We start from the raw sequence: 25,352 nt of genomic DNA, 5'->3' as shown, positions 1-25,352 counted from the left end.
GGTAATTACTGCTGGAACCATTTGCTGTAGATGGTTTTGTAGGTGCCGTCGGCCTTCACCTTATCCAGCGCGGCGTTAAACTTCGCCTGCAGATCGGTATTGCCCTGACGTACGGCGATGCCGAGACCTGTACCGAAGTAAGCTTTGTCAGTCACTTTGTCACCGACCGCCGCCAGGTTTGCGTTCTGCTTCAGCCACTCGTTAACGACCGCCGTGTCGCCAAATACCGCGTCGATACGGCCGTTTTTCAGGTCCAGCACCGCGTTCTGGTAGCTGTCGTAAGGCACAGTAGTGATGTCGGCATGCTGATCGTTGAGGTATTTCTGGTGCGTCGTGCCGTTCTGTACGCCGACGCGCTTGCCTTTCAGCGCGGCCACATCGGCCACTTTGCCTTTCTGCGCGATAAACAGCGCGGAGTTGTCATAGTAAGGCTTGCTGAACAGCACCTGCTTTTCACGCTCCGGGGTGATATCCATACCGGCCATTACCGCATCGAAACGGCGGAACTTCAGGCTCGGGATCAGGCTGTCGAACGCCTGGTTGGTAAAGGTGCAGGTCGCGTTCATCTCTTTACAGAGCGCATTCGCCAGGTCGACGTCAAAGCCCTGAATCTTGTTGCTGGAATCGACAAACTCAAACGGAGGATAGGAGGCTTCGGTGGCGAAGCGAATAGTCTGGGCAGCAGACGCGCTCAGGCTCAGACCAGCAAGCAGTGCAGCAAGGACGATTTTTTTCATTTAGAGCTTCCTGACTTAGTGCGAAAGATAATGTGCAAACGCCTCGGTTTGCGGCTGTGTAAATCGGCTGGCGTCACCCTGTTCCACGATATGGCCGTTCTCCATATAGACCACGCGGCTGGCGGTTTTACGGGCGACTTCTACTTCGTGCGTGACGATAACCTGGGTAATGTGCGTCTGGGCGAGTTCGCGGATAATGCTGACAATCTGCGCGGTAATTTCCGGATCGAGCGCGGCGGTCGGCTCATCGAACAGCAGCACCTGCGGCTCCATCATCAGGGCGCGCGCGATGGCAACACGCTGCTGCTGGCCGCCGGAGAGGTGCAGCGGAAAACGTTCGGCGTAGGATGTCAGGCGCAGGCGATCCAGCAGCTTGTCGGCGCGCGCGCGGGCGTCCGCTTTGCTGAGGCCCAGCACGCGACACGGCGCTTCGATCAGGTTCTGCACCACGGTCAGATGCGGCCAGAGATTATATTGCTGGAAGACCATACCGACATTCTGACGCAGTTCGCGGATGGCGGCGTCAGAGGGCGTTTTGCTGAAGTCAAAATGATTACCGGCGATTTTCAGGCTGCCCGAGCGAGGCTGCTCCAGCAGATTAAGCACGCGCAGGAGTGAACTTTTCCCCGCGCCGCTTGGGCCGAGCAGCACCAGCGTTTCGCCTTGCGGGCAATCCAGATTGATGTCAAACAGCGCCTGGTGGGCGCCGTAAAAGCAGTTAATCCCGTTTAGTTGAATACTCATGCGCAAATTTTGAATAGCCATTAGTGCCGCGAATCTTAACCGCACCAGAATAGTTATGCAAATGAAGTGGGTTAAAATTTATTAAACCGCAGGGAAACAGTTAAAGCGTAGCACAATATCGCGCCACTCAGCGTAGTCAGGCCAGGCAGGCGACGATGGTGTAAAAAAATGCGCCGCTGATTAGCGGCGCGCGTCATAAAAGAACGGTTATTTCTTTGCCTGCTCCAGCGCCTGGCTCAGGGTACCGCCGCCCGGATGCGGCCAGTCGGCGACGTAGCGCACGTCATCCACGACCCAGCAGGTGCCTTCGCGAATCATCAATACCTCATCCTGCCAGCTTTTGCCGTCGCGGCTCAGCTCGACGCGCAGCGGAATATTGCGCGCGTCGCGGTTCGGGATGGTAGAGCTGTCCGCCACGCTGGCGGCGGTTGGCCCTTGCGGCAGGCTGGAGAAGAGATCGCCGCTGCGCCACTGCGCCGTAGCCTTGCTGCCTTGCGCGTTCGCCTGCTGCAGCGCCTGATAGAGGCGTTCGCTCAGGTAAGGGCGGTACTTCGCCAGCTGATCGCTGCCGGGCAGGCCTTGCGTCGGCTGCTGGATGCGCAGATCGTAAAACTGCTGCGCGACGCTGTCAGGGCCGCCGTCGACGCAGGGTGCGGTGCGTGGGCCATTGTCCTTAATCACCGGCTCGACCGTCGTACAGGCGGAGAGCAGCAGTGCGGCGGGAAGCAGCAGCGCAAAGGCTTTGTTTCTCATCTCGATTTCCTTATTGTCTCTGGCAAAGCGTCATTTTTAGCATAGAGTATAGCCGTGCTTTTTAGTCGAAAGAGCCTTGCACGCCATTTCATATAAGGAGAGAGCGATGAAATTTTCCACCACGCCCACCCTGGAAGGACACAGCATCAGCGATTACTGCGGCGTCGTTACCGGCGAAGCTATCCTCGGCGCGAACATTTTCCGCGACTTTTTCGCTGGTATCCGCGATGTGGTCGGCGGACGTTCCGGCGCCTATGAGAAAGAGCTGCGCAAGGCGCGTGAGATCGCCTTTGAAGAGCTGGAAGCGCAGGCGAAATCGCTGGGCGCCAACGCGGTGGTCGGTATTGATATCGATTATGAAACCGTGGGCAAGGACGGCAGCATGCTGATGGTCAGCGTGACCGGTACGGCGGTGATCCTGCGTTGAGGCTTTGGCTGGCGGCGCTGACGCTGCTGCTGGCGGGATGCCAGAGCGGAGTGGAATCGCGGCAGGGCTACTGGGTTGATACGCAGCATCCCGCTTACGGCGCCAGGCCGCGTATTAAAGTGGTTGTCATTCACTATACCGCCGAAGATTTTCCCTCTTCGCTGGCGACGCTGACCGATCGCGACGTCAGCGCCCACTACCTTATTCCTCGCCAGCCGCCGCAGCGCGCCGGAAAACATGTGGTCTGGCAGCTGGTGCCGGAGAGCCAGCTCGCCTGGCATGCTGGCCCTAGCTTCTGGCGCGGCGCAACGCGCATTAACGATACCTCGATCGGCATTGAGCTGGTGAATCGCGGCTACACGCGCACGTTAACCGGGCGCGACTGGCAGCCCTTTACTGATGCGCAGATCGCCGCGCTGATACCCTTGCTGAAGGATATTGCTCAACGCTACGCCATTGCGCCGGAGAATATTGTCGGCCACAGCGATGTCGCGCCGCAGCGCAAGCAGGACCCCGGCCCGCTGTTTCCCTGGCGTCAGCTGGCGCAGCAGGGCATCGGTGCCTGGCCGGAGGCGGCTCGCGTACAGCGCTATTTAGCGGGAAGGGCGGCAACAGCGCCGGTAGAAGCAGAAACGCTGCTGTCGGCGCTGTCGCGCTACGGCTATGACGTCAGCGGCGCGACTACGCCGCGCCAGCAACAGCAGCTGATCGCGGCGTTCCAGATGCATTTTCGTCCGGCGGACTATCGCGGCCTGCCGGATGCGGAAACCCTGGCGATAGCCGAAGCGCTGCTGGAGAAGTATGGCGGTTAACGCTGCAGAAACGCTTTCCAGTGCGCTACCAGCTGCTCCAGCGCATGACGATCGACATCAAGATGCGTCACGATGCGCGTCACCGGCCCGACGCTTATCAGTACGTCGCGCTGGGCAAACCAGCTTTGCAGCGCATGGACCTGCTCTGCGGGCACGCGCACGAACAGCATATTAGTCTGCTGATCTACCACCTCAACGCCCGCCTGCTGCAGCTGCTGGCCGAGCCACGCGGCGTTGTCGTGATCCTCTTTCAGACGCGCCACATTGTGCTGCAGCGCATAGAGACCGGCCGCCGCCAGAATGCCCGCCTGGCGCATACCGCCGCCCGCCATTTTGCGCCAGCGGCGGGCGCGTTCGATATAGGCCTTATCACCGCACAGCAGCGATCCCACCGACGTGCCCAGTCCTTTCGACAGGCAGATAGTCAGGGTATCGCAGTAGCGCGCGATCGCTTCCAGCGTAACGTTTTGCGCCACCACCGCGTTAAAGATGCGCGCGCCGTCGATATGCAGCGCCAGTTTGCGTTCGCGGCTGAAGTCAAAGGCGCGGGCAAGATAGTCGAGCGGCAGCACCTTGCCGTGGTGGGTATTTTCCAGGCTGAGCAGGCGAGTCCGCGCAAAGTGAATATCATCCGGCTTGATGGCGGCCGCGACTAAATCGAGCGGCAGCGTGCCATCGTCGGCGGCGAGGATCGGCTGCGGCTGAATGCTGCCCAGCACCGCCGCGCCGCCCGCTTCATATTTGTAGTTATGCGCCTGCTGGCCAACGATATATTCATCGCCGCGTTCGCAGTGGCTCAGCAGCGCCACCAGATTCGCCTGGGTGCCGGTAGGGAAGAATAGCGCGGCCTCTTTGTCGCTGAGGCGCGCGGCTTCCGCCTCAAGCGCATTCACGGTCGGGTCGTCGCGATAGACGTCGTCGCCGGTTTCGGCGGCCATCATCGCCTGCAACATCGCGGCGCTGGGCCGGGTCACGGTATCACTGCGTAAATCGATCACGTTGCTCTCCTGAGAAAAGAAAAACGGGCGTAAACGCCCGTTAAGATTAACAACAGGTGCCGAAGCGGGTGACATGAGCCGTTCGCAAGGAGGCGCAAGGCACATCCCTGACGCGGGACGCTTTGCTCTTCTGCCCATGACACCCACTTTTCAGACTTCCAGCGCGCTGAAAAGAGCATCAGCGCCCGCCGTTCTCTTTCTCTTTTACCGCAGCCAGTTGGTTTTCGCCAGCTCCACTACTTCATCGCCGCGACCATTCAGAATCGCACGCAGCATATAGATACTGAAGCCTTTCGCCTGCTCCATCTTGATTTGCGGCGGCATCGCCAGCTCCTCTTTGGCGGTGATGACATCTACCAACACCGGGCCGGGATGGGCAAAGGCCTGCTCCAGCGCGCCGTTAAGCTCAGAGGCTTTTTCCACGCGGATGCCCTTAATACCGCAGGCTTCGGCAATGGCGGCGAAGTCAGGGTTATCCAGCTCGGTGCCGTCGGTGAGGTAGCCGCCCGCCTTCATCTCCATGGCGACAAAGCCCAGCACGCTGTTGTTAAAGATCACCAGCTTCACCGGCAGCTTGAGCTGCGCCAGGGTGATAAAGTCGCCCATCAGCATGCTGAAGCCGCCGTCGCCGCACAGCGCCACCACCTGACGATCGCGGTTCAGCGCCTGAGCGCCAAGCGCCTGCGGCATAGCATTGGCCATCGAACCGTGGTTGAAAGAGCCCAGCAGGCGGCGACGTCCGTTCATCTTCAGATAGCGCGCGGCCCAGACGGTGGGCGTGCCGACGTCGCAGGTGAAAATCGCGTTATCACTGGCGTAGTGGCTAATCTGCTGCGCCAGATACTGCGGATGAATCGCCTGTTTGTCGTTGGCGTTAGCCAGCTCATCCAGCCCTTTGCGCGCATCGGCGTAATGTTCCAGCGCGCTGTCGAGATGATGACGATCGCTTTTCTTCACCAGTCGCGGCAGCAGCGCCTGCAGCGTCGGCTTCACCGCGCCGACATACGCCTGATCGAGATGGCAGTGCGCGCCGAGACTGCCGGGATTGATATCAATCTGAATGATTTTCGCGTGTTCCGGATAGAAGGCGCGATAGGGGAATTTGGTGCCGAGCAGCAGCAGCGTATCGGCATTCATCATGGCGTGATAGCCGGAGGAGAAGCCGATCAGCCCGGTCATGCCGACATCATACGGGTTGTCATACTCCAGATGCTCTTTGCCGCGCAGCGCATGGACTATCGGCGCCTTGAGCGTCTCCGCCAGCCGCACCACTTCGTCATGCGCGCCGGCGCAGCCACTGCCGCACAGTAACGTGATATTGCCGGCGTCGTTCAGGGTTTGCGCCAGCAGCGCCAGCTCGCTCTCCTGCGGCACAACCTGCGGCAGCTGCGGGGGATACCACTCAGCGGAGGCGCTCTCCGGCGCAGGCTTCAATGCCACATCGCCCGGCAGGACCACGACGGATACGCCGCGATTCAGGATCGCCTTGCGCATGGCGATGCCCAGCACCTGCGGCAGCTGCTCCGGGCTGGACACCAGCTCGCAGTAGTGGCTGCACTCGCGGAATAGCTCCTGCGGATGGGTCTCCTGAAAATAGCCGCTGCCAATCTCGCTGGAAGGAATATGCGCGGCGATTGCCAGCACCGGCACGCGGTTGCGGTGGCAGTCGAACAGGCCATTAATCAGATGCAGGTTGCCAGGCCCACAGGAACCGGCGCACACCGCCAGCTCGCCGCTGACGTGGGCTTCTGCGCCAGCGGCAAAGGCGGCAACTTCTTCATGGCGCGTCGGCATCCATTCGATAGTGCCCATGCGGTTCAGGCTGTCGCTCAGCCCATTCAGGGAGTCTCCGGTCACCCCCCAGATACGTTTTACACCTGCGTTTTCCAGCGTTTTCGCGATCAGCGCCGCAACGGTCTGTTTCATCGTGTTCTCCTCTGGCGGTAAGCCATCTTCCCGATGGCGGACAAAAGAAAAAGACTAGACAAGCTTTCACATTTCCAGCCGTGAAAAAGTGCGCTGCATTAGCCGTGAAACAGTGCGCTGTACGTCAGGCAGAGAAAAAGGCGATCAGCAGCGGTGCCAGCAGGCTCATCACAAAACCGTGTACTATGGCTGCCGGGACAATCTCATTGCCGCCCGCACGCTGCAGCACTGGCAGGGTGAAATCCATCGCTGTCGCGCCGCACAGGCCCAGCGCGCAGGAGCGATGCCGGGCGATCAAGGCCGGGATCAGCATAATAGCGGTCAGCTCGCGCAGCAGATCGTTAAAAAATGCGGCACTGCCGATCACCGGGCCGAACGCCTCGGTCATCAGAATGCCGGAGAGGGAGTACCAGCCGAAACCGCTGGCCAGCGCCAGGCCGGTTTTCAGCGGCAGCCCCAGCAGCGCGGCGGCAATCACGCCGCCCAGCAGCGCGCTCAACAGCACCACGACCGATACCAGCATGCCGCGGCGATTAAGCAGGATCTGACGCAGCGTCATGCCGCTGCCGCGCAGCTGTATGCCGACAAGAAACAGCAAAAAGATCAGCGCGTACTCGCTGGCGGTTGAGGCGTGGCGCAAAAAGGCAAGCTGCGTCAGTCCGGTGAGAAAGCCCACCACCACTACGCCGCACAGCGTGAGCGAATCGAGCGCCATTCGCAGCCGCGACGGCAGGGTTTCCTGTTTATGCTTATGCTGCCAGGGGCGATTTTTTTCCAGCAGGCGCAGCGCCAGCAGGTTGCACAGCAGGATCGCCAGCGCGCTTACCAGCGCGATATGAAACACGCTCAAGAGGTTGCTGCTGAGATTATCAAGAAAGGCGAGACTGATACCCATAAAAAACAGGATGATATAGACCATCCAGCCCAGCAGGCGATTCACCAGTCGTAAAAAAACGGGCTGATGCAGCGGCAGCAGCCAGCCCACCACCAGCGGCAGCAGGATGATAAGGAGTCCAGAATACATAACAGATGCTTTTCCTTGCAGAGAGTGCCGACACGCTAGCGAAAAAGGCTGATAGAGTAAACCCTTGCATAACAGCAGCCTGAATGAACCTGAGGATGGACGCCGATGATTCTGGAACAAATCGAAATTACCGGGTTTCGCGGCATTAATCATTTATCGCTGCCGCTCACCCAGACTAACGTACTTATTGGAGAGAACGCCTGGGGTAAATCGAGTTTGCTGGACGCGATGAGCCTGCTGCTTGCCCCGCAGGAAACCTTTTATTCGTTCACCCGGCACGATTTTCACTTTACGCCAGGCAACAGCGAGACGCGGATGCGGCGGCTGCAGGTCGTGTTCCATTTTCGCGACGACAACGACGAGGAGCAGGATGCAGTTTTCTCGCCGTTCTGGCAGCGCGACACGCAGGGGGTGCGGCGGCTCTACTTCAGCACCCGCGCGCGGCTACGCGAAACGGAAGTCACCGCCTCGCGCCGCTTTTTGCGCGCCGACGGCGAGGTGTTGCCGCTGGCGGGCAGCGAGGAGGCGATAAGGCAGCTGGTGCGGCTGCATCCGGTGCTGCGTCTGCGCGATGCCCGCTTTAGCCGACGCTCGCGCCATGATGAAAGCGATGCGCAGGCGCACAGCGCGCAGCTGAGCGCCCTGGCGGGGGATATCGACAGCCTGACGCGCCAGCTGGCGTCGCAGCCGCATCAGCTCAGCGATGAAACGCTGCGGCAGGGCGTAGCGACCATGCAGCAGCTGATGGAGCACTACTTTCTGGTGCTGCAACCCGCTGACGGCCGCGCCCGGCGCAGCGATCCGCATAGGCGCGACGGGGCACACGGCTGGCGCGCGCTGGATAGGCTCAACCGGCTTATCGGCGAAACGGATTCGCGCAGCCGTCAGATCGTTCTGCTGCGCATGTTCGTTCTGCTGGCGCAGGCGCGCGGCGCGGCGACGCTCTCGCCTCAGGCGCGTCCCCTGTTGCTGATTGAAGATCCGGAAACCCGGCTGCATCCAATTATGCTGTCGGTGACCTGGAATCTGCTCGATCTTATTCCGCTGCAGAAAATTGCGACCACCAACTCCGGCGAATTGCTGTCGCTGACACCGGTAGAAAACGTCTGCCGTCTGGTGCGCGAGCCGACGCGCGTCGCCGCCTGGCGTATTGGCCCGCAGGGGCTTAGCGCGGAAGAGAGCCGCCGTATCGGCTTTCATATTCGCGTTAACCGTCCGTCGGCCCTGTTCGCCCGTTGCTGGCTGCTGGTGGAAGGGGAAACCGAAGTGTGGATTATCAATGAGCTGGCGCGTCAGTGCGGCTATCACTTCGCGGCGGAAGGCGTAAAAGTGATTGAGTTTGCGCAATCCGGCCTGAAGCCGCTGCTGAAATTCGCCGCGCGCATGGGCATCGCCTGGCATGTGCTGACCGATGGAGACGACGCCGGCAATAAATATGCCGCCACGACGCGCAGCCAGCTTCAGCCGCATGATGAAAGCGAGCACTATCTGACCCAACTGCCGGCGCTGGATATGGAGCACTTTCTTTTCAAAGCGGGTTTCCAGGAAGTTTATCTGCAGATGGCGCACCTGCCGTTAAATGTTGCCATGAGTCCCAGGCGTATCATTACCAAAGCTCTCCAGCACGCCTCCAAGCCGGAGCTGGCAATCGCCGTGGCGACGGCCGCCGCCGAACGCGGAGAGGAGGCGATGCCGCCGCTGATGCGCCAGATGTTTTCCCGCGTAATGTGGCTGGCGCGCGGCAAGGCGGATTAACCGCACGTGCGCAAGAAAATAAAATGCCAGCGACACGGCTGGCATTTTTTGGGGGAGCGTTCAGAATGGGGTGATAGCAGTTCAGGCGTGCTGTACAGCGTCCACCGGCACGATCAGGCTGGCATGATTGCCTTTCGGGCCTTGATGAACATCAAACTGAACTTGTTGGCCGGCTTTTAATGTTCTGTAACCATCCATCTGAATCGTAGAGTAGTGCGCGAAGATATCTTCTCCGCCACCGATCGGACAGATAAAGCCGAAGCCCTTAGCGTTATTGAACCATTTAACAGTACCCGTCTCCATGCTTTTACTTCCCTCGCAAGACATTTGATAACCAGGTGAGTAAATTGAAGCTGGGGTCGAGTTTGTTTAAAACTCAATCAGCTTGTGTCTGTAGAATGTAGAGAAAGAGACCCTGGCGTCAAGCAAACCACCAGAGAGCGCGGGGATAAAATCATTAAAATTTGAAGCGGTTAACGCTATTGCGAATTTTGTGATACAGGTCGCGCGCGGTTTTTTTCGCAAAAAATCACGGTGGCGGAGGGGTGCTTGACAAGCGTGTTAAACTCTACGTATGGACAGTTAACCGTCCGTACCGATGTGCAGAATTTCAACGGAACATTATGGCAAATACTAACGACTGGCTTAACTTTGAACACCTGGCCGAAGACAAAGCGAAAGAGGGGCTGCAGCCGCCCTCTATGTATAAAGTCATTCTGAATAATGACGATTATACACCTATGGAATTTGTTATTGACGTTCTGCAAAAGTTCTTTTCTTATGATGTTGAACGTGCAACGCAACTGATGCTGAAAGTTCACTACCACGGGAAAGCGATCTGCGGTGTTTTTACCGCCGAAGTGGCGGAGACCAAAGTCGCTATGGTGAACAATTACGCACGGGAGAATCAGCATCCATTGCTGTGTACGCTGGAAAAAGCCTGAACTCGCCCTCATATAGTGAAGGTGAGGTTGTCAGAGCGATAATTGGGGGAGGTGCCTAATGCTCAATCAAGAACTGGAACTCAGTTTAAACATGGCTTTCGCCAGAGCGCGTGAGCACCGTCATGAGTTTATGACCGTCGAGCATTTGTTGCTGGCACTGCTCAGCAACCCGTCGGCCAGAGAGGCACTGGAAGCCTGTACCGTCGATCTTGTCGCGCTGCGGCAAGAACTCGAAGCTTTCATCGAACAAACCACACCGGTGCTGCCCGCCAGTGAAGGAGAGCGCGATACCCAACCCACGCTCAGCTTCCAGCGCGTACTGCAGCGCGCGGTATTCCATGTCCAGTCATCGGGTCGCAGCGAAGTCGCTGGCGCCAATGTGCTGGTCGCCATCTTCAGCGAGCAGGAGTCGCAAGCGGCTTATCTGCTGCGCAAACATGAAGTCAGCCGTCTCGACGTGGTGAACTTCATTTCTCACGGTACGCGCAAAGATGAACCTGGTCAGGCGCCGCACAGTGAGAATCCGGTTAACGAAGAGCAAGCAGGCGGGGAGGATCGTATGGAAAACTTCACCACCAATCTCAATCAGCTTGCTCGCGTCGGCGGAATCGATCCGCTGATTGGTCGCGACAAAGAGCTGGAGCGCACCATTCAGGTACTGTGCCGTCGTCGTAAAAACAACCCGCTGCTGGTGGGCGAATCGGGCGTTGGTAAAACCGCCATTGCAGAAGGTCTCGCCTGGCGTATCGTGCAGGGCGACGTGCCGGAAGTGATGAAGGATTGCACCATCTATTCGCTCGATATCGGTTCGCTGCTGGCGGGCACGAAATATCGCGGCGACTTTGAGAAGCGCTTCAAAGCCTTGCTGAAACAGCTGGAGCAGGACAACAGCAGCATCCTGTTTATCGATGAGATTCACACCATCATCGGCGCAGGCGCGGCTTCCGGCGGCCAGGTGGATGCGGCTAACCTGATTAAGCCGCTGCTCTCCAGCGGTAAAATCCGCGTGATGGGCTCCACCACCTATCAGGAGTTCAGCAATATCTTCGAAAAAGATCGCGCTCTGGCGCGCCGCTTCCAGAAGATCGATATCACTGAGCCGACGATGGACGAAACCGTTCAGATTCTGAACGGGCTGAAGCCAAAATATGAAGCGCACCACGATGTGCGTTATACCGCGAAAGCGGTGCGCGCAGCGGTTGAGCTGGCGGTGAAATATATCAACGACCGTCATCTGCCAGATAAGGCGATCGATGTGATCGACGAGGCTGGCGCGCGGGCGCGCCTGATGCCGGCCAGCAAGCGCAAGAAAACCATCAACGTGGCGGATATTGAGTCCGTGGTGGCGCGGATCGCGCGTATTCCTGAGAAGAGCGTTTCGGCAACCGACCGCGACACGCTGAAAAATCTCGGCGATCGCCTGAAAATGCTGGTGTTCGGCCAGGATAACGCCATTGAAGCGCTGACTGAAGCGATCAAAATGAGCCGCGCCGGGCTGGGCCAGGAGCGTAAACCTGTCGGTTCCTTCCTGTTCGCCGGCCCGACTGGCGTAGGGAAAACCGAGGTAACGGTACAGCTGGCGAAAGCGCTGGGCATTGAGCTGCTGCGTTTCGATATGTCTGAGTATATGGAACGTCATACGGTCAGCCGCCTGATTGGTGCGCCTCCGGGCTATGTCGGCTTCGATCAGGGCGGTCTGCTGACCGATGCGGTGATTAAACATCCGCATGCGGTGGTGCTGCTCGATGAAATCGAGAAGGCACATCCGGATGTCTTTAACCTGCTGCTGCAGGTGATGGACAACGGCATGCTGACGGATAACAACGGCCGTAAAGCGGACTTCCGCAACGTGGTGCTGGTCATGACCACCAACGCGGGCGTACGTGAAACCGAGCGTAAATCGATTGGTCTGATCCATCAGGACAACAGCACTGATGCGATGGAAGAGATCAAAAAGATCTTTACGCCAGAGTTCCGCAACCGTCTCGACAATATTATCTGGTTCCGTCACCTGTCACAGGAAGTGATTCATCAGGTTGTGGACAAGTTTATTGTCGAACTGCAGGCGCAGCTGGATGCGAAGGGCGTTTCGCTGGAAGTCAGCGACGAAGCGCGCGACTGGCTGGCGGAGAAAGGCTACGACAAGGCGATGGGTGCCCGTCCTATGGCGCGTACGGTGCAGGAAAACCTCAAGAAACCGCTGGCCAACGAATTGCTGTTTGGCTCGCTGGTGGATGGGGGATCGGTCTCGGTGGCGCTCGACAAAGAGAAGAACCAGTTGACTTATCACTTCCTCAGCGCGGAAAAACGCAAAACGGAAGGTACGGTTCACTAAGCGCCGTAAGGTAGAAATAGAAAAGGCCAGATGCGAATCTGGCCTTTTTTTTCACCGCCGTTCAGGCGGCGAAAGCGAAACGGAGCCGCTTAGCGACTACGGAAGACAATGCGGCCTTTGCTCAGGTCGTACGGGGTCAGCTCAACAGTCACTTTGTCGCCCGTCAGGATGCGGATATAGTTTTTGCGCATTTTACCGGAGATATGAGCGGTAACCACGTGACCGTTTTCGAGTTCTACACGGAACATGGTGTTAGGTAACGTATCAAGTACGGTACCTTGCATTTCAATATTGTCTTCTTTAGCCATCGAATCCTCTGGGTGGACTAGCTTTCAGTGAACCGGCAAGATAATGCCGAATTCCACGATTTATGTAAAGAAACGTTGGCGGTAAAGCCAACGCTTCGCCGTGCTTCGCGCGAGGGGCGCGAGCATCTCGGTTAAATTCGGGTGTTTATGTGACGTCTGCGGGGGATTAACGGGCTAAGAATTTGCATCAGTAGGCGGTAACACGCGCTCATCTGAAACAGTTCCGGGAGTGCGTTGTGATTCCCAGCCTAGCAATTCCGGCTCGCCGTTGCGAAGCGCGGACGACATACCAAACGCGGCTATTATACCACTTTTACGTCTGTTTGTGTGCAAAACATCTGCGCAGGCTTAAAAAAGGGTCTGAGTGCGCCAGCAACCGGCGTTGACAGGCTGCCAGGCAAGAGACTGAACATACTGCAGATAGTCAGCGCGCGGTATCTCGCGCGCGCCCAGCGAGGCCGTGTGCGGATTTAAAACCTGGCAATCCACCAGCCGGCCCTGATGTTTAATGAAATGCTGGCAAAATACCAGAAGGGCGGTTTTCGAGGCGTTCTCGCTCCGGCTGAACATCGACTCGCCGCAGAAAATCTGTCCCAGCGCGAGGCCGTACATGCCGCCTACCAGCTGCCGGTCCAGCCACACTTCTATAGAGTGCGCATGCCCCAGTTCATAGAGACGCTGCCAGGCGCGCTTCACCTCAAAGGTGATCCATGTTCCTTCCTGACGGCCGGCGGCGCAGCCTTCGACTACGTCGAAAAACGCCTGATTCATGGTCACGCGAAACGGCGAGCGGCGATGAAAACGCGCCATGCTGCGGCTGAGGTGAAAAGATTCCGGCAGCAGTACCGCACGCGGATCGGGCGACCACCACAAAATGGGATCGCCAGGCGAAAACCAGGGGAAAATGCCGCGCTGGTAGGCACTGAGCAGGCGAGCAGGGGAGAGATCGCCGCCCATCGCCAGCAGGCCGTTTGGCTCACGCAGCGCCATCTCTGGCGGAGGAAAATGAAGGGATTCCCGTGACAGTTGCACCAGTCTCATCGCATCTCTACTCGTCGGTTTTTCGCTAAGACTATAGCGCAAAGCGCTGCTGAAAATGCCAGTAGCGTCCCTCTTTTGAGATTAATTCGTGATGCGGGCCTTCTTCAGCGATCTGGCCGTTTTCCATTACGCAGATGCGATCCAGCGTGTCCAGACCGCTCAGCCGGTGCGTCACCATAATCAGGGTTTTACCGGCTGTAACCTGCTGCAGCAGCGCTAAAATCTGGTACTCCGTGGCGGCATCGAGCCCTTCAGTGGGTTCATCCAGCAGCCAGAGATCGCCGTCGTGCAGCAGCGCCCGCGCAATTGCCAGGCGGCGCAGTTCGCCGCCCGACAGCGAACGGCCTCCTTCGCCGAGCCAGGCGTTGAGTCCTTCTTCGCTTTCCAGCAGGCGCGACAGGCCTGTCTGGTGCAGAACGCGGCTGAGCTGCGCATCGCTGGCGTCGGGGCGCGCTACCCGCAGGTTCTCGCGCAGCGTCTGGTTAAACAGGTGCACGCGCTGCGTCACTACGCTAATGCGCTGACGCAGCGATTTTTCATCCCAGCTGCGCAGATCGACGTTTTGTAGCGCAACGGAGCCAGTTTCCACCTCCCATGCGCGCGTCAGCAACGCCAGCAGCGTGGATTTACCGCAGCCGGTGGGGCCGAGCAGGGCTATGCGTTCACCTGCTCGCACCTGCAGCGAAAAATTATCCAGCACCGCTTCGGGACGATGCGGATAGTGGAAGCTGACCTTATCAATCGCTACCGAAAGGCTGCCGGGCTCACTTGTCGACTTATCGGGAAAACGAATCGCGGGCGCCTGATCGATGATGCCGTTAACGCGCTCAGCGGCGGCGATAACCTGCGACAGCGGCAGAAAAGCGCCGGCAACCGGGGCCAGCGCTTCAAACGCGGCGAGCGCGCAAAATACCACCAGCGCGATAAGCGCGCCGGGCGAGGAAGCCTGCGTCACGCCATCCGCGCTCATCCACAGCAGCAGCGTCACGGTCGCGCCGCTTATCAGCAGCAGCAGGCTTTGCGACAGCGCCTGTAAGCGCTGCTGCTGACGCTGCGCAGCCTGCCAGCGGCCTTCATCCTGATCAAGCTGCTGACGCCAGCGTTCGGAAAGGCCATAAATTGCCAGTTCAGCCTGCCCGCTCAGCCAGTACATTAACTGCAGACGCCAGCGCGCACGCTGTTGCGTAATGGCGCGACCGGCTGGCGCGCCCAGACGGTAAAACAGCGGCGGCATCACCAGCAGCGTCGTCAGCATAATGCCGCCCAGCACCAGCGCCAGCCGCGCGTCCACCAGGCTGATGCCCAGCGTCACCACTACAATCACCACGAATGCGCCTGCCAGCGGTGCGATCACCCGCAGATAGAGGTGATCGAGCATATCAACGTCGCCAACGAAACGGTTGAGCAGATCGCCCTGACGGAACGCCGCCAGCTGGCCCGGTGCCAGCGCAATAAGGCGGCTGAAGGTAAAGACGCGCAGATGCTGCAGAACGCGGAAGGTCGCGTCATGGCTAACCAGCCGCTCAAAATAGCGGGCAGCAGTGCGCGTGATAGCCGCGCCGCGTACGCCTGCAGCCGGCAGCATATAGTTAAAGCTGTAAAGCCCGGCGATACCCGCCAGCGAGGAGGCAGCCAGAAACCAGCCTGAGAGCGCCAGCAGGCCGATACTGGCGAGCAGCGTAACGATAGCGAGCAGCACGCCCAGCGACAGTCGGTAAGGGTGACGCAAAAACAGGCGCAGGAAAGGACGCAGTGCGGACATCAGCAAATCTCCCTCTGACGATGCGAGACCATCTGACTAAACGGGCCAGGTTCGGCGAGCAGCGCCTGCCAGCTGCCTTGCTGTACCAGCCTGCCATCCTGCATCACCCAGATGGCTTCCCAGTGCTGCAGCTGATCGAGCTGGTGGGTGATCATCAACGTGGTCTGCCGACGCGACGCTTTATCAAGCGCGCGCATCACATGCTGTTCGCTGCGGCTGTCGAGGCTGGCGGCGGGCTCGTCCAGCAGCAGCAGACGGGCGGGCTTATAGAGCGCACGCGCCAGCGCGATGCGCTGCGCCTGTCCTACTGAAAGCCCGGCACCATCGTCGCCGACAGGCGTCTGTACGCCAGCAGAGAGTCGCGGCAGAAATTCGCTGACGCCGCACTCATCCAGCAAGGTGTCCAAATCGTCATCGCGACGTGCGCTGCCCATCACAATATTGTCGCGCAGCGTGTCGGCGGGCAACTGGGGATTTTGCCCAAGCCAGGCGATCTGCCGGTGCCAGTATGCGCGACCCATTTCACGCAGCTCAACGCCGTTAATGCGAAGCGATCCCTGATAAGGCAGAAAGCCGAGGAGCACGTTCATCAGTACGGTTTTTCCCGCGCCGCTCTGGCCCACCAGCGCGATGCGCTGGCCAGCTTGCAGGCTAAAGCTGAGCGGGCCGCACAGGCGTTGGTTATCCACGCTCAGCGCAACCAGATCCTGCGCGACGATAGCGAGCGCCGCGTTGTCTGCCAGCTGCGCCGAGCCGTCAGGGCGTTCAGGCTGGGGACTCTCGTGCATAAAGCGCTCAAGGGCGTCCGCGCCGCCGACCGCCTGCGCTTTCGCATGATAAAAAGCGCCGAGATCGCGCAGCGGCTGGAAGAATTCCGGCGCCAGGATCAGCGCGACGAAACCAGCAAACAGCGTTACGCCTTGTCCATACGCGCCGAAATGAAGCTCGCCGAGGTAGGAAAAGCCGAAGTAGACCGCAACGACCGCGATGGCCAGCGAAGCGAAAAACTCCAGTACGGCAGAGGAGAGAAAGGCGAGGCGCAGCACTTCCATGGTGCGCAGGCGAAAATCCGCGGTGGAGGAGGCGATAACGGCGGTTTCCGCTTCGGCGCGGTGAAACAGACGCAGAGTCTCGCGTCCGCGCAGACGGTCAAGGAAGTCGCCGCTGAGGCGCGCCAGCGCAACAAAGTTGCGGCGGTTGGCGTCGGCCGCGCCCATGCCAACCAGCGCCATAAACAGCGGGATCAGCGGCGCCGTGGCGAGCAAGATCAGACCGGCTGCCCAGTTTAGCGGGAAAACGGTCAGCAGAATGCATAAGGGGATCAGCGCCGCCAGCGTCATCTGCGGCAGATAGCGCGCGTAATACTCCTGCATCTCCTCAATCTGCTCCAGCAGCAGCGTCGCCCAGCTGCCCGCCGGTTTGCCGCGGATCCAGGCGGGGCCAAGATCGGAAAGGCGATCCAGCACCTGCTGACGCAGCGCCTGACGAATCGCCTGACCAGCGCGAAAGCCTGCGGCCTCGCGCGCATAGTTAAGCAAGGCGCGCAGTGCGAAGCAGAGCAGCAGAAGGGAAAAGGGGAGAAGAAGCTCGCTGCGCAGTCGCTGTTCAACAATCAGCGCCTGTAGCAAGAAAGCCAGCAGCCAGGCCTGGGCGATGATAACCAGCGCGCTGGCCAGCCCAAACAGTGACGTCAACCGCAGCCAGCGGCCGCCAAAAGCGCGTTGCTGGCGCAGCCAGCGAATCAGTTCCTGTTGCCGGGTTTTATTCATGCGAGACCGTAAGCGTTGTCGATAACCCACGAAAAAAGAGGGGGATTGCTCTTCAGGCTGACGAATCTAGCACGACGGCATAAAAAAAGGCGACTGAAAAACAGCCGCCTCGCATAAATAAGATCAGATAATTAACAAGTTACCGATCGTTTTTAACCAGGCCATCCAGATAACGCTCGGCGTCCAGCGCAGCCATACAGCCTGTGCCCGCCGAGGTGATTGCCTGACGATAGATATGATCCATAACGTCGCCCGCAGCGAACACGCCGGGAATGCTGGTCTGCGTTGCGTTGCCATGCAGGCCGGACTGCACTTTGATATAGCCGTTTTCCAGCGCCAGCTGCCCCTCGAAGATCGCCGTATTCGGGCTGTGTCCGATAGCGACGAACAGGCCTGCCACTTCCAGCGACTCGGTTTCCGCCTCGTTAAGCGTTGAGCGCAGCGTCAGACCGGTAACGCCCATCTGATCGCCGACTACTTCTTCCAGCGTGCGATCGGTATGCAGCACGATATTGCCATTGCGCACTTTCTCCATCAGGCGGTCAATCAGGATTTTTTCCGCGCGGAAGCTGTCGCGACGGTGAATCAGATGCACTTCCGCGGCGATGTTCGCCAGGTAAAGCGCCTCTTCCACCGCCGTGTTGCCGCCGCCGATCACCGCGACTTTCTGATTCCGGTAGAAGAAGCCGTCGCAGGTGGCGCAGGCGGAAACGCCTTTACCTTTAAACGCCTCTTCAGAAGGCAGACCCAGATAGCGCGCAGAGGCGCCGGTCGCGATAATCAGCGCGTCGGCAGTGTATTCGCCGCTGTCGCCGGTGAGACGGAACGGACGGTTCAGCAGATCGACAGTATGAATATGGTCAAAAATGATTTCGGTGTTGAATTTCTCGGCATGCTCATGCATGCGCTCCATCAGCGAGGGACCAGTGAGATCGTGCGGGTCGCCGGGCCAGTTCTCTACCTCGGTTGTGGTGGTCAACTGACCGCCTTTTTCGAGGCCGGTAATCAGCACTGGATTCAGGTTGGCGCGCGCCGCATAGACCGCTGCGGTATAACCCGCCGGACCGGAGCCCAGAATGAGCAATTTACTGTGTTTGGCCGTACTCATAGGATCCTCAGTTTCATTCGGCTGACAACATGACCTGGGATTGTAGGGAATTTACCGAGGCAAAAAAAGGGCTGGGGAATTTTGTTACCGATAGCTGCAAACGGCGTAGACGATAAGTTGGGGTTCTGCACGCCGGTTGCGCTAAAAGGGGGCAATAATCGGTTATTGCTGGTGCAAAAGTATAAAAATTCTCATTTAAAAACAGTTACCCAGCGGTCTGTCTGGCATCTTGTCCTGAATTTGGTCTTTTTACTTTGACAATCGCCTGCGCTTTTGCGAAAACAATGAGAGAAGCGAAGAAGAAGGAGAGAGTCAAAACAGGGTTTCGTTCCTCGTTTTGCCCTTTTTTCCCGATAAATTACAGCCTGACATGGGTAATGACGCATGATGTGGACAGACAACATGCGTCATGCGGATGGATGCGCGACAGCGCACAGGCTCTGATTCTTCACTTCAATAATGCCTTGAACAGTGAACGTTTCCAGGGCGTGGCAGGTAAAGGGAAGGAATTAAGAGAGACAATAATAATGGTAGACAATAAGAAACGCCCCGGAAAAGATCTCGACAGAATCGACAGAAACATTCTGAATGAACTTCAGAAAGATGGTCGTATTTCCAACGTAGAGCTTTCCAAACGCGTAGGATTATCGCCTACGCCATGTCTTGAGCGTGTGCGTCGTCTGGAGCGTCAGGGTTTTATTCTTGGCTATACCGCGCAACTTAACCCGCACTATCTAGATGCGTCACTGCTGGTTTTCGTTGAGATTACTCTGAATCGTGGCGCGCCGGACGTATTTGAACAGTTTAACGCCGCCGTGCAAAAACTTGAGGAAACTCAAGAGTGTCACCTGGTTTCCGGTGACTTCGACTACCTGTTGAAAACGCGCGTGCCGGATATGTCCGCCTACCGTAAGCTGCTTGGTGAAACCCTGCTGCGCCTGCCGGGGGTCAATGACACCCGTACTTACGTGGTGATGGAAGAGGTTAAACAGAGTAATCGGCTGGTGATTAAAACCCGCTAACGCAGCGCAGGTGCAAAACCTGTGATATTTCGATACACTCCTGTGAATTCATACAGGACCAGCGTCGGGCTTGCCCGACGCTGTTGCCTTCATAATTTACAGGCACCTGGAGAGTTCTCTTGAGCCAGGAATACACAGAAGACAAAGAAGTTTCGTTAAAACCGCTGAGCAGTGGACGTCGTCTGCTGGAAGCATTGCTTATTCTCGTCTCACTTTTCGCCGTCTATCTGATGGTCTCTCTCGTCAGCTTTAATCCTTCCGATCCGAGCTGGTCGCAAACCGCCTGGCATGAGCCGATCCATAATCTTGGTGGCGGCGTGGGAGCCTGGCTGGCGGATACGCTGCTGTTTATTTTCGGCGTGATGGCCTACGCCATTCCACCGGTGATTATCGGGCTGTGCTGGATCGCCTTTCGCCAGCGCGATCGACAGGATTACATCGACTACTTCGCTATCGGCCTGCGCCTGATCGGCGTGCTGGCGCTGGTGGTGACCACCTGCGGTCTGGCCGCGCTTAACGCCGATGACATCTGGTATTTCGCCTCCGGCGGCGTTATCGGCAGCCTGGTAAGCAATGCCATTGCGCCCTGGCTCAGTCCAATGACCGGCACGCTGGCGCTACTTTGCGTCTGGGCGGCGGGCATTACGCTCTATACCGGCTGGTCCTGGCTGACCATCGCCGAGCGCATCGGCGGCGTGGTGATGGGCGTGCTGACCTTCGCCAGTAACCGTTCGCGTCGCGACGAGCCCTGGCAGGAGGATGAAGAGGCGTTCGACGATACGGCCGCGCCGCGCGTTGAGGCGACCTCACAAGATGAGGACGACGTACTGCTCTCTGCGCCGCGCGCCAGCGCAGAACATTCAGTCTCGGAAGCAGCCGATCCGCTTCTGGCGAAAGCCGCTGCGGCGACAGACGCCGCGCTGACCTCGGCTGCCGAGGCCGCTGGCGTCGCAGCGCCCGTATCTCAGAGTGCCGCTGCTCCTGCCGCCGCCATGCCGTCGCAGGCGGCTGCCGCGTCAGCGCCGGTGGCTGCCATGCCGCCTCAGGCTGCTGCTGCGCCACTCGCCTCTCAGACGGCCGCAACGCCAGCTGCCGCATCCGCTGTGCCTGTCACGGCGGCCCCGACGCACTCTGCGGCAGCGAGTCCGTTCGCTGCGTCTCAGCAGCCCGTCAACGCCTTTACGGCAGCACCACCTCAGCCAGCCGCGCCGGCCCCTGCTGAGCCGCCGCGCTATCATTTTGAGATGCCGCAAACGCCGTCCGCGCCCGCTTTCACCAGCTGGGAAGAGGATGACGGCCCGCAAATGGGCAACTGGCGCGATGCTGATACGGCTGATATAGCCGCCACGGCGGGCGCAGCAACAGCCGCTGCGCAGGCTGCTTCTACGCCGCTGTTCGATGTCGCGCCTGAAGAAAATTACAATCCGCAGGTGAAGCAGGGCATCGGGCCGACGCTACCGCGTCCTAAGCCGGTCAAACTGCCGACGCGCCGCGAGTTAGCCTCTTACGGCATTAAGCTGCCTTCTCAGCGTATAGCGGAAGAGAAGGCCAAAGCGCAAGAGCAGCAGCGCGCTGACGTCTCGTCTCAGCCCGCAGAGGCGCAGTCCGAATGGTCAGAGCATCAGCAGGAGGCGCAGGAACAGGCGCAGCTGCGCGACGCTTTCGCCAGCCAGCAGCAGCAACGCTACGGCGAGAGCTGGCAGCAGGAGGAAGATCACGAAGAGGCCGCCGAACAGGCCGCGCTGGCGCAGCAGTTCGCCGCGCAGCAGCAACAGCGTTACGGTGCCGACGAGCAGGAACAGAAGGCGCCAGCCCTGAGCCTGGATACCTCCTCCGCGTTCAATTTCTCACCGCTGGACGATCTGGTGGATGAAGGCCCGAGTGAGCCGCTCTTTACTATCGCCAGCACGCCAGAGCCGGAAGCGCCTGCGGCAACGCATACGCCCTGGCAGCAGCCAGCGGAAGCGCCGGTGGCTCAGCCTGTCGTGCCGGTAGCCGCACCGACGGTTTCTGCCGCTTTCGCACCTGCCGAGCGGGAGCCAGAGCAGGCGCCTGTGATGCAGACGCCTGTTGCTGCGCAGCCGCAGGCACCGCAGCCCGGCTCGCTGGATAACAGCCTGATCCATCCTTTCCTGATGCGTCATAACCAGCCGCTGGAGAAACCCTCCACGCCGCTGCCGACGCTGGATCTGCTGACCTCGCCGCCAGCGGAGGAGGAGCCGGTCGATATGTTCGCCCTTGAGCAGACGGCGCGTCTGGTCGAAGCCCGTTTAGGCGACTATCGCGTCAAGGCGGAAGTGGTCGGCATCTCGCCTGGCCCGGTGATTACCCGCTTCGAGCTGGATCTGGCGCCGGGCGTGAAAGCCGCGCGCATCTCCAACCTGTCGCGCGATCTGGCGCGTTCGCTCTCGGCGGTTGCCGTACGCGTGGTTGAGGTGATCCCCGGCAAGCCTTATGTCGGTCTGGAGCTGCCCAACAAGCATCGTCAGACGGTCTATCTGCGCGAAGTGCTGGACTGCGCCAAATTCCGCGACAACCCGTCGCCGCTGGCCGTGGTGCTGGGTAAAGATATTGCGGGTCAGCCGGTCGTCGCCGATCTGGCGAAAATGCCGCATCTGCTGGTGGCCGGTACGACCGGTTCCGGTAAGTCGGTCGGCGTCAACACCATGATTATCAGCATGCTCTACAAGGCGACGCCGGAAGAAGTACGCTTTATCATGATCGACCCGAAAATGCTGGAACTGTCGGTCTACGAAGGCATTCCGCATCTGTTGACTGAAGTCGTCACCGATATGAAAGACGCGGCTAACGCGCTGCGCTGGAGCGTCGGCGAGATGGAGCGACGCTACAAGCTGATGTCGGCGCTTGGCGTGCGTAACCTGGCGGGCTACAACGAAAAAGTTGAACAGGCGGAAGCGATGGGCCGTCCTATTCCCGATCCGTTCTGGAAACCGGGCGACAGTATGGATATGACGCCGCCGGTGCTAGAAAAACTGCCTTACATCGTGGTGCTGGTGGATGAGTTCGCCGACCTGATGATGGCGGTGGGTAAGAAAGTAGAAGAGCTGATTGCGCGTCTGGCGCAGAAAGCGCGCGCGGCAGGTATCCACCTTGTGCTTGCTACGCAGCGTCCGTCAGTGGATGTGATTACCGGTCTGATTAAGGCCAACATCCCGACGCGCATCGCCTTTACCGTCTCCAGCAAAATCGACTCGCGCACCATTCTCGATCAGGGCGGCGCTGAATCGCTGCTGGGTATGGGCGACATGCTCTATATGCCGCCTAACTCCTCAATGCCGGTACGCGTACACGGCGCATTCGTCCGCGATCAGGAAGTGCATGCTGTCGTGCAGGACTGGAAAGCGCGCGGGCGTCCGCAGTATATCGAAAGCATTACGGCAGGCGAGGAGAGCGAGGGCGGCAGCGGTGGCCTTGAGGGCGATGAGGAGCTGGATCCGCTGTTCGATCAGGCGGTGGCTTTCGTGGTCGACAAGCGTCGCGCCTCTATCTCCGGCGTACAGCGCCAGTTCCGCATCGGTTATAACCGCGCCGCGCGCATTATCGAACAGATGGAAGCGCAGGGGATCGTATCGGAACCCGGACATAACGGTAACCGTGAGGTGCTCTCTCCGCCGCCGCATGAAATGTAGCGCGAAACGCTTTGCAACAAACAATCATGGGCCAGTTTTTACTGGCCCATTGTTCAGGCGGCATTTACCCCTCATATCAGAATACGCTTTCGGGTTTTTCTCCTGGCTCAATGGCAAAACGGCGGCCAGAATTAAAACGGTATTCACTGGATAGAGATAAATAAGGAATTGAAGCGGATGAAATTAAGCGTAATCGTGCCTGGCCTGTTGGCCGTTTTTGCGTCAGCCAGCGTTATGGCAGACGCCTCCAGCGATCTGCAGCAGCGTCTGAACAAGGTTAACAGCTTCCATGCCAGCTTTAGCCAAAAAGTGACCGACAGCAGCGGCGCCAACGTGCAGGAAGGCGAAGGCGAACTCTGGGTAAAACGTCCCAGCTTATTTAACTGGCATATGACCGCGCCGGACGAAAGCGTCATTATCTCTGACGGCAAGAATCTGTGGTTTTATAACCCGTTCGTTGAACAGGCCAGCGTCAGCCTGCTGAAAAACGCCACTAGCAATACGCCGTTTATGCTGATAGCGCGCAACCAGCCGAGCGACTGGCAGCAGTACAATATTAAACAGCAGGGCGACGCGTTCGAACTGACGCCGAAAAACAGCGATGGCAACCTGAAGCAGTTCACCATCTCTGTGACCCCTGCGGGCACCATCAACCAGTTCAGCGCCATCGAGCAGGACGGGCAGCGCAGCAGCTATCAGCTTAAGAGCCAGAAAAACGGCGCGATCAGCCCGGATAAATTCACCTTTACGCCGCCCAAAGGGGTGACGGTAGACGACCAGCGTCAGTGAGGTAAGCGTGGGCAATCTGTCTCTGGATTTTTCCTCCGAAGATTTCAAGCCGCTGGCGGCGCGTATGCGCCCGGAAACGCTTAAGCAGTATATCGGGCAGCAGCATTTGCTGGCGCCCGGTAAGCCTTTGCCGCGCGCCATCGAAGCTGGCCATCTTCACTCAATGATTCTTTGGGGACCGCCGGGCACAGGGAAAACCACGCTGGCGGAGATTATCGCGCGCTACGGCAATGCCGACGTCGAGCGTATCTCCGCCGTTACCTCAGGCGTTAAAGAGATCCGCGAGGCGATCGAGCGCGCGCGCCATAGCCGTCAGGTCGGACGCCGCACCATTCTGTTTGTCGATGAGGTGCACCGCTTCAACAAAAGCCAGCAGGATGCGTTCTTGCCGCATATTGAAGATGGCACCATCACCTTTATCGGCGCGACCACCGAAAACCCCTCGTTTGAGCTTAACTCTGCGCTGCTCTCACGCGCGCGCGTTTATCTTTTAAAATCGCTCACCACTGAAGATATCGAGCAGGTGCTCGATCAGGCGATGCAGGACAAAACGCGCGGTTATGGCGACAGCGACATCATCCTGCCTGACAATACGCGACGCATGATCGCCGAGCTGGTGAACGGCGACGCGCGCCGCGCGTTAAATACGCTGGAAATGATGGCGGATATGGCGGAGAGCAACGCGCAAGGCAAGCGCGAGCTAACGCCGCAGTTGCTGACAGAAGTCTCCGGCGAGCGCGCCGCGCGCTTTGACAACAAGGGCGACCGCTTTTACGACCTGATCTCTGCGCTGCACAAATCGGTGCGCGGCTCAGCGCCCGATGCGGCGCTTTACTGGTATGCGCGCATTATTACCGCGGGCGGCGATCCGCTCTATGTGGCGAGGCGCCTGCTGGCGATCGCTTCTGAAGATGTCGGCAACGCCGATCCGCGCGGGATGCAGGTAGCGATTGCTGCCTGGGACTGCTTTACCCGCGTCGGGCCTGCCGAAGGCGAGCGCGCTATTGCGCAGGCAATTGTCTATCTCGCCTGCGCGCCAAAAAGCAACGCCGTCTACACCGCGTTCAAGGCGGCGATGCGCGATGCGCGCGAGCATCCCGACTATGATGTGCCGGAGCATCTGCGTAACGCGCCGACCCGGCTGATGAAAGAGATGGGCCTGGGTAAAGAGTATCGTTACGCCCATGATGAAGAGCACGCCTATGCGGCTGGCGAGGTCTATTTTCCGCCTGAGATGGCGCAGACGCGCTACTACACGCCAACCCAGCGCGGGCTTGAAGGTAAAATTGGCGAAAAGCTCGCCTGGCTGGCTGAACAGGATCAAAATAGCCCGACAAAACGCTACCGCTAAAACAGACGTTACGGTAAGGTGAGCAAGGATATCAATGCATTCCAGCGGGAATGCATCCCTTCATTCGTTCTTTCAACCTTTTATTACACAGGATAAG

The 25,352-nt window shown here is 58.8% G+C and carries 21 protein-coding genes; 9 read left to right on the top strand and 12 right to left on the bottom strand.

The window, feature by feature from the left end; genetic code table 11:
- Positions 1-5: 5 nt before the first annotated feature.
- The 3 genes from artJ to MHZ89_RS03520 form a co-directional block, all read right to left on the bottom strand.
- On the bottom strand, positions 6-737 hold the full coding sequence (artJ, locus tag MHZ89_RS03530; protein ID WP_311781875.1) for an arginine ABC transporter substrate-binding protein: 732 nt from the start codon (positions 735-737) through the stop codon (positions 6-8).
- A 15-nt stretch (positions 738-752) separates the two neighbouring features.
- On the bottom strand, positions 753-1,481 hold the full coding sequence (artP, locus tag MHZ89_RS03525) for an arginine ABC transporter ATP-binding protein ArtP (protein ID WP_311781874.1): 729 nt from the start codon (positions 1,479-1,481) through the stop codon (positions 753-755).
- 207 nt (positions 1,482-1,688) lie between these two features.
- Positions 1,689-2,234: a lipoprotein gene (locus MHZ89_RS03520; RefSeq protein WP_311781873.1), complete on the bottom strand. Its 546-nt coding sequence runs from the start codon at positions 2,232-2,234 to the stop codon at positions 1,689-1,691.
- A gap of 106 nt (positions 2,235-2,340) precedes the next feature.
- Here MHZ89_RS03520 and MHZ89_RS03515 point away from each other — a divergent pair, with 106 nt between their 5' ends.
- Positions 2,341-2,661, top strand: coding sequence for a heavy metal-binding domain-containing protein (locus tag MHZ89_RS03515; RefSeq protein ID WP_120451752.1), 321 nt, complete (start codon positions 2,341-2,343; stop codon positions 2,659-2,661).
- Positions 2,658-3,473: an N-acetylmuramoyl-L-alanine amidase gene (locus tag MHZ89_RS03510; protein WP_311781872.1), complete on the top strand. Its 816-nt coding sequence runs from the start codon at positions 2,658-2,660 to the stop codon at positions 3,471-3,473. The genes MHZ89_RS03515 and MHZ89_RS03510 overlap by 4 nt, the downstream gene beginning before the upstream one ends.
- Here MHZ89_RS03510 and ltaE read toward each other — a convergent pair.
- The 3 genes from ltaE to MHZ89_RS03495 all read right to left on the bottom strand — a co-directional run bounded on the left by ltaE (position 3,470) and on the right by MHZ89_RS03495 (position 7,421).
- On the bottom strand, positions 3,470-4,471 hold the full coding sequence (ltaE, locus tag MHZ89_RS03505; RefSeq protein ID WP_311781871.1) for a low-specificity L-threonine aldolase: 1,002 nt from the start codon (positions 4,469-4,471) through the stop codon (positions 3,470-3,472). The two genes, MHZ89_RS03510 and ltaE, sit on opposite strands and share 4 nt — an antisense overlap.
- 204 nt (positions 4,472-4,675) lie before the next feature.
- On the bottom strand, positions 4,676-6,397 hold the full coding sequence (gene poxB, locus MHZ89_RS03500; RefSeq protein ID WP_311781870.1) for a ubiquinone-dependent pyruvate dehydrogenase: 1,722 nt from the start codon (positions 6,395-6,397) through the stop codon (positions 4,676-4,678).
- 124 nt (positions 6,398-6,521) lie between these two features.
- Positions 6,522-7,421, bottom strand: a complete 900-nt coding sequence (locus MHZ89_RS03495; RefSeq protein ID WP_311781869.1) for a lysine exporter LysO family protein — start codon at positions 7,419-7,421, stop codon at positions 6,522-6,524.
- A gap of 105 nt (positions 7,422-7,526) precedes the next feature.
- Here MHZ89_RS03495 and MHZ89_RS03490 point away from each other — a divergent pair, with 105 nt between their 5' ends.
- Positions 7,527-9,176 (top strand): ATP-dependent endonuclease, encoded by a 1,650-nt coding sequence (locus MHZ89_RS03490; RefSeq protein WP_311781868.1) that lies wholly within the window; start codon positions 7,527-7,529, stop codon positions 9,174-9,176.
- An 81-nt stretch (positions 9,177-9,257) separates the two neighbouring features.
- Here the strand turns inward: MHZ89_RS03490 and cspD are convergent, their stop codons facing one another.
- A complete protein-coding gene (gene cspD, locus MHZ89_RS03485; protein ID WP_103795338.1) occupies positions 9,258-9,479 on the bottom strand; it encodes a cold shock-like protein CspD in 222 nt (73 codons plus the stop codon).
- Between the two features lie 320 nt (positions 9,480-9,799).
- Here cspD and clpS point away from each other — a divergent pair, with 320 nt between their 5' ends.
- Entirely contained in the window at positions 9,800-10,120 is a 321-nt protein-coding gene (gene clpS / locus MHZ89_RS03480; RefSeq protein WP_311781867.1) for an ATP-dependent Clp protease adapter ClpS, read from the top strand.
- Between the two features lie 58 nt (positions 10,121-10,178).
- The gene (gene clpA / locus MHZ89_RS03475) at positions 10,179-12,455 is read left to right on the top strand and encodes an ATP-dependent Clp protease ATP-binding subunit ClpA (protein ID WP_311781866.1); all 2,277 of its coding nucleotides are present in this window, start codon (positions 10,179-10,181) and stop codon (positions 12,453-12,455) included.
- An 89-nt stretch (positions 12,456-12,544) separates the two neighbouring features.
- Here clpA and infA read toward each other — a convergent pair whose 3' ends face one another.
- The 5 genes from infA to trxB form a co-directional block, all read right to left on the bottom strand.
- Entirely contained in the window at positions 12,545-12,763 is a 219-nt protein-coding gene (gene infA / locus MHZ89_RS03470) for a translation initiation factor IF-1 (protein ID WP_002211347.1), read from the bottom strand.
- Positions 12,764-13,111: 348 nt separating this feature from the next.
- Entirely contained in the window at positions 13,112-13,804 is a 693-nt protein-coding gene (gene aat / locus MHZ89_RS03465; protein ID WP_311781865.1) for a leucyl/phenylalanyl-tRNA--protein transferase, read from the bottom strand.
- Positions 13,805-13,835: 31 nt separating this feature from the next.
- Positions 13,836-15,566 carry a heme ABC transporter ATP-binding protein/permease CydC gene (gene cydC / locus MHZ89_RS03460; protein WP_311781864.1) on the bottom strand — a complete coding sequence of 577 codons (1,731 nt, stop codon included), beginning with the start codon at positions 15,564-15,566 and terminating at the stop codon, positions 13,836-13,838.
- The gene (cydD, locus tag MHZ89_RS03455) at positions 15,566-17,335 is read right to left on the bottom strand and encodes a heme ABC transporter permease/ATP-binding protein CydD (protein ID WP_311781863.1); all 1,770 of its coding nucleotides are present in this window, start codon (positions 17,333-17,335) and stop codon (positions 15,566-15,568) included. Before cydD ends, cydC begins: the two co-directional genes overlap by 1 nt.
- A gap of 139 nt (positions 17,336-17,474) precedes the next feature.
- Positions 17,475-18,443 (bottom strand): thioredoxin-disulfide reductase, encoded by a 969-nt coding sequence (gene trxB, locus MHZ89_RS03450; protein WP_311781862.1) that lies wholly within the window; start codon positions 18,441-18,443, stop codon positions 17,475-17,477.
- 527 nt (positions 18,444-18,970) lie between these two features.
- Here trxB and lrp point away from each other — a divergent pair.
- From lrp to MHZ89_RS03430, 4 genes are all read left to right on the top strand, one after another.
- Entirely contained in the window at positions 18,971-19,465 is a 495-nt protein-coding gene (gene lrp / locus MHZ89_RS03445) for a leucine-responsive transcriptional regulator Lrp (RefSeq protein ID WP_006118610.1), read from the top strand.
- 119 nt (positions 19,466-19,584) lie between these two features.
- Positions 19,585-23,115, top strand: coding sequence for a DNA translocase FtsK 4TM domain-containing protein (locus MHZ89_RS03440; RefSeq protein ID WP_311781861.1), 3,531 nt, complete (start codon positions 19,585-19,587; stop codon positions 23,113-23,115).
- Positions 23,116-23,292: 177 nt separating this feature from the next.
- Positions 23,293-23,904, top strand: coding sequence for an outer membrane lipoprotein chaperone LolA (lolA, locus tag MHZ89_RS03435; RefSeq protein ID WP_311781860.1), 612 nt, complete (start codon positions 23,293-23,295; stop codon positions 23,902-23,904).
- Positions 23,905-23,911: 7 nt separating this feature from the next.
- Complete coding sequence (locus MHZ89_RS03430; protein WP_311781859.1) at positions 23,912-25,255, top strand: replication-associated recombination protein A; 1,344 nt, start codon at positions 23,912-23,914, stop codon at positions 25,253-25,255.
- Positions 25,256-25,352 lie beyond the last annotated feature (97 nt).

The organism is Pantoea sp. ACRSB, assembly GCF_022346905.1.
GTDB lineage: Bacteria > Pseudomonadota > Gammaproteobacteria > Enterobacterales > Enterobacteriaceae > Pantoea > Pantoea piersonii.
Note: the sequence above shows the minus strand (reverse complement) of the source record. Positions and strands in the feature narration are given on the sequence as shown.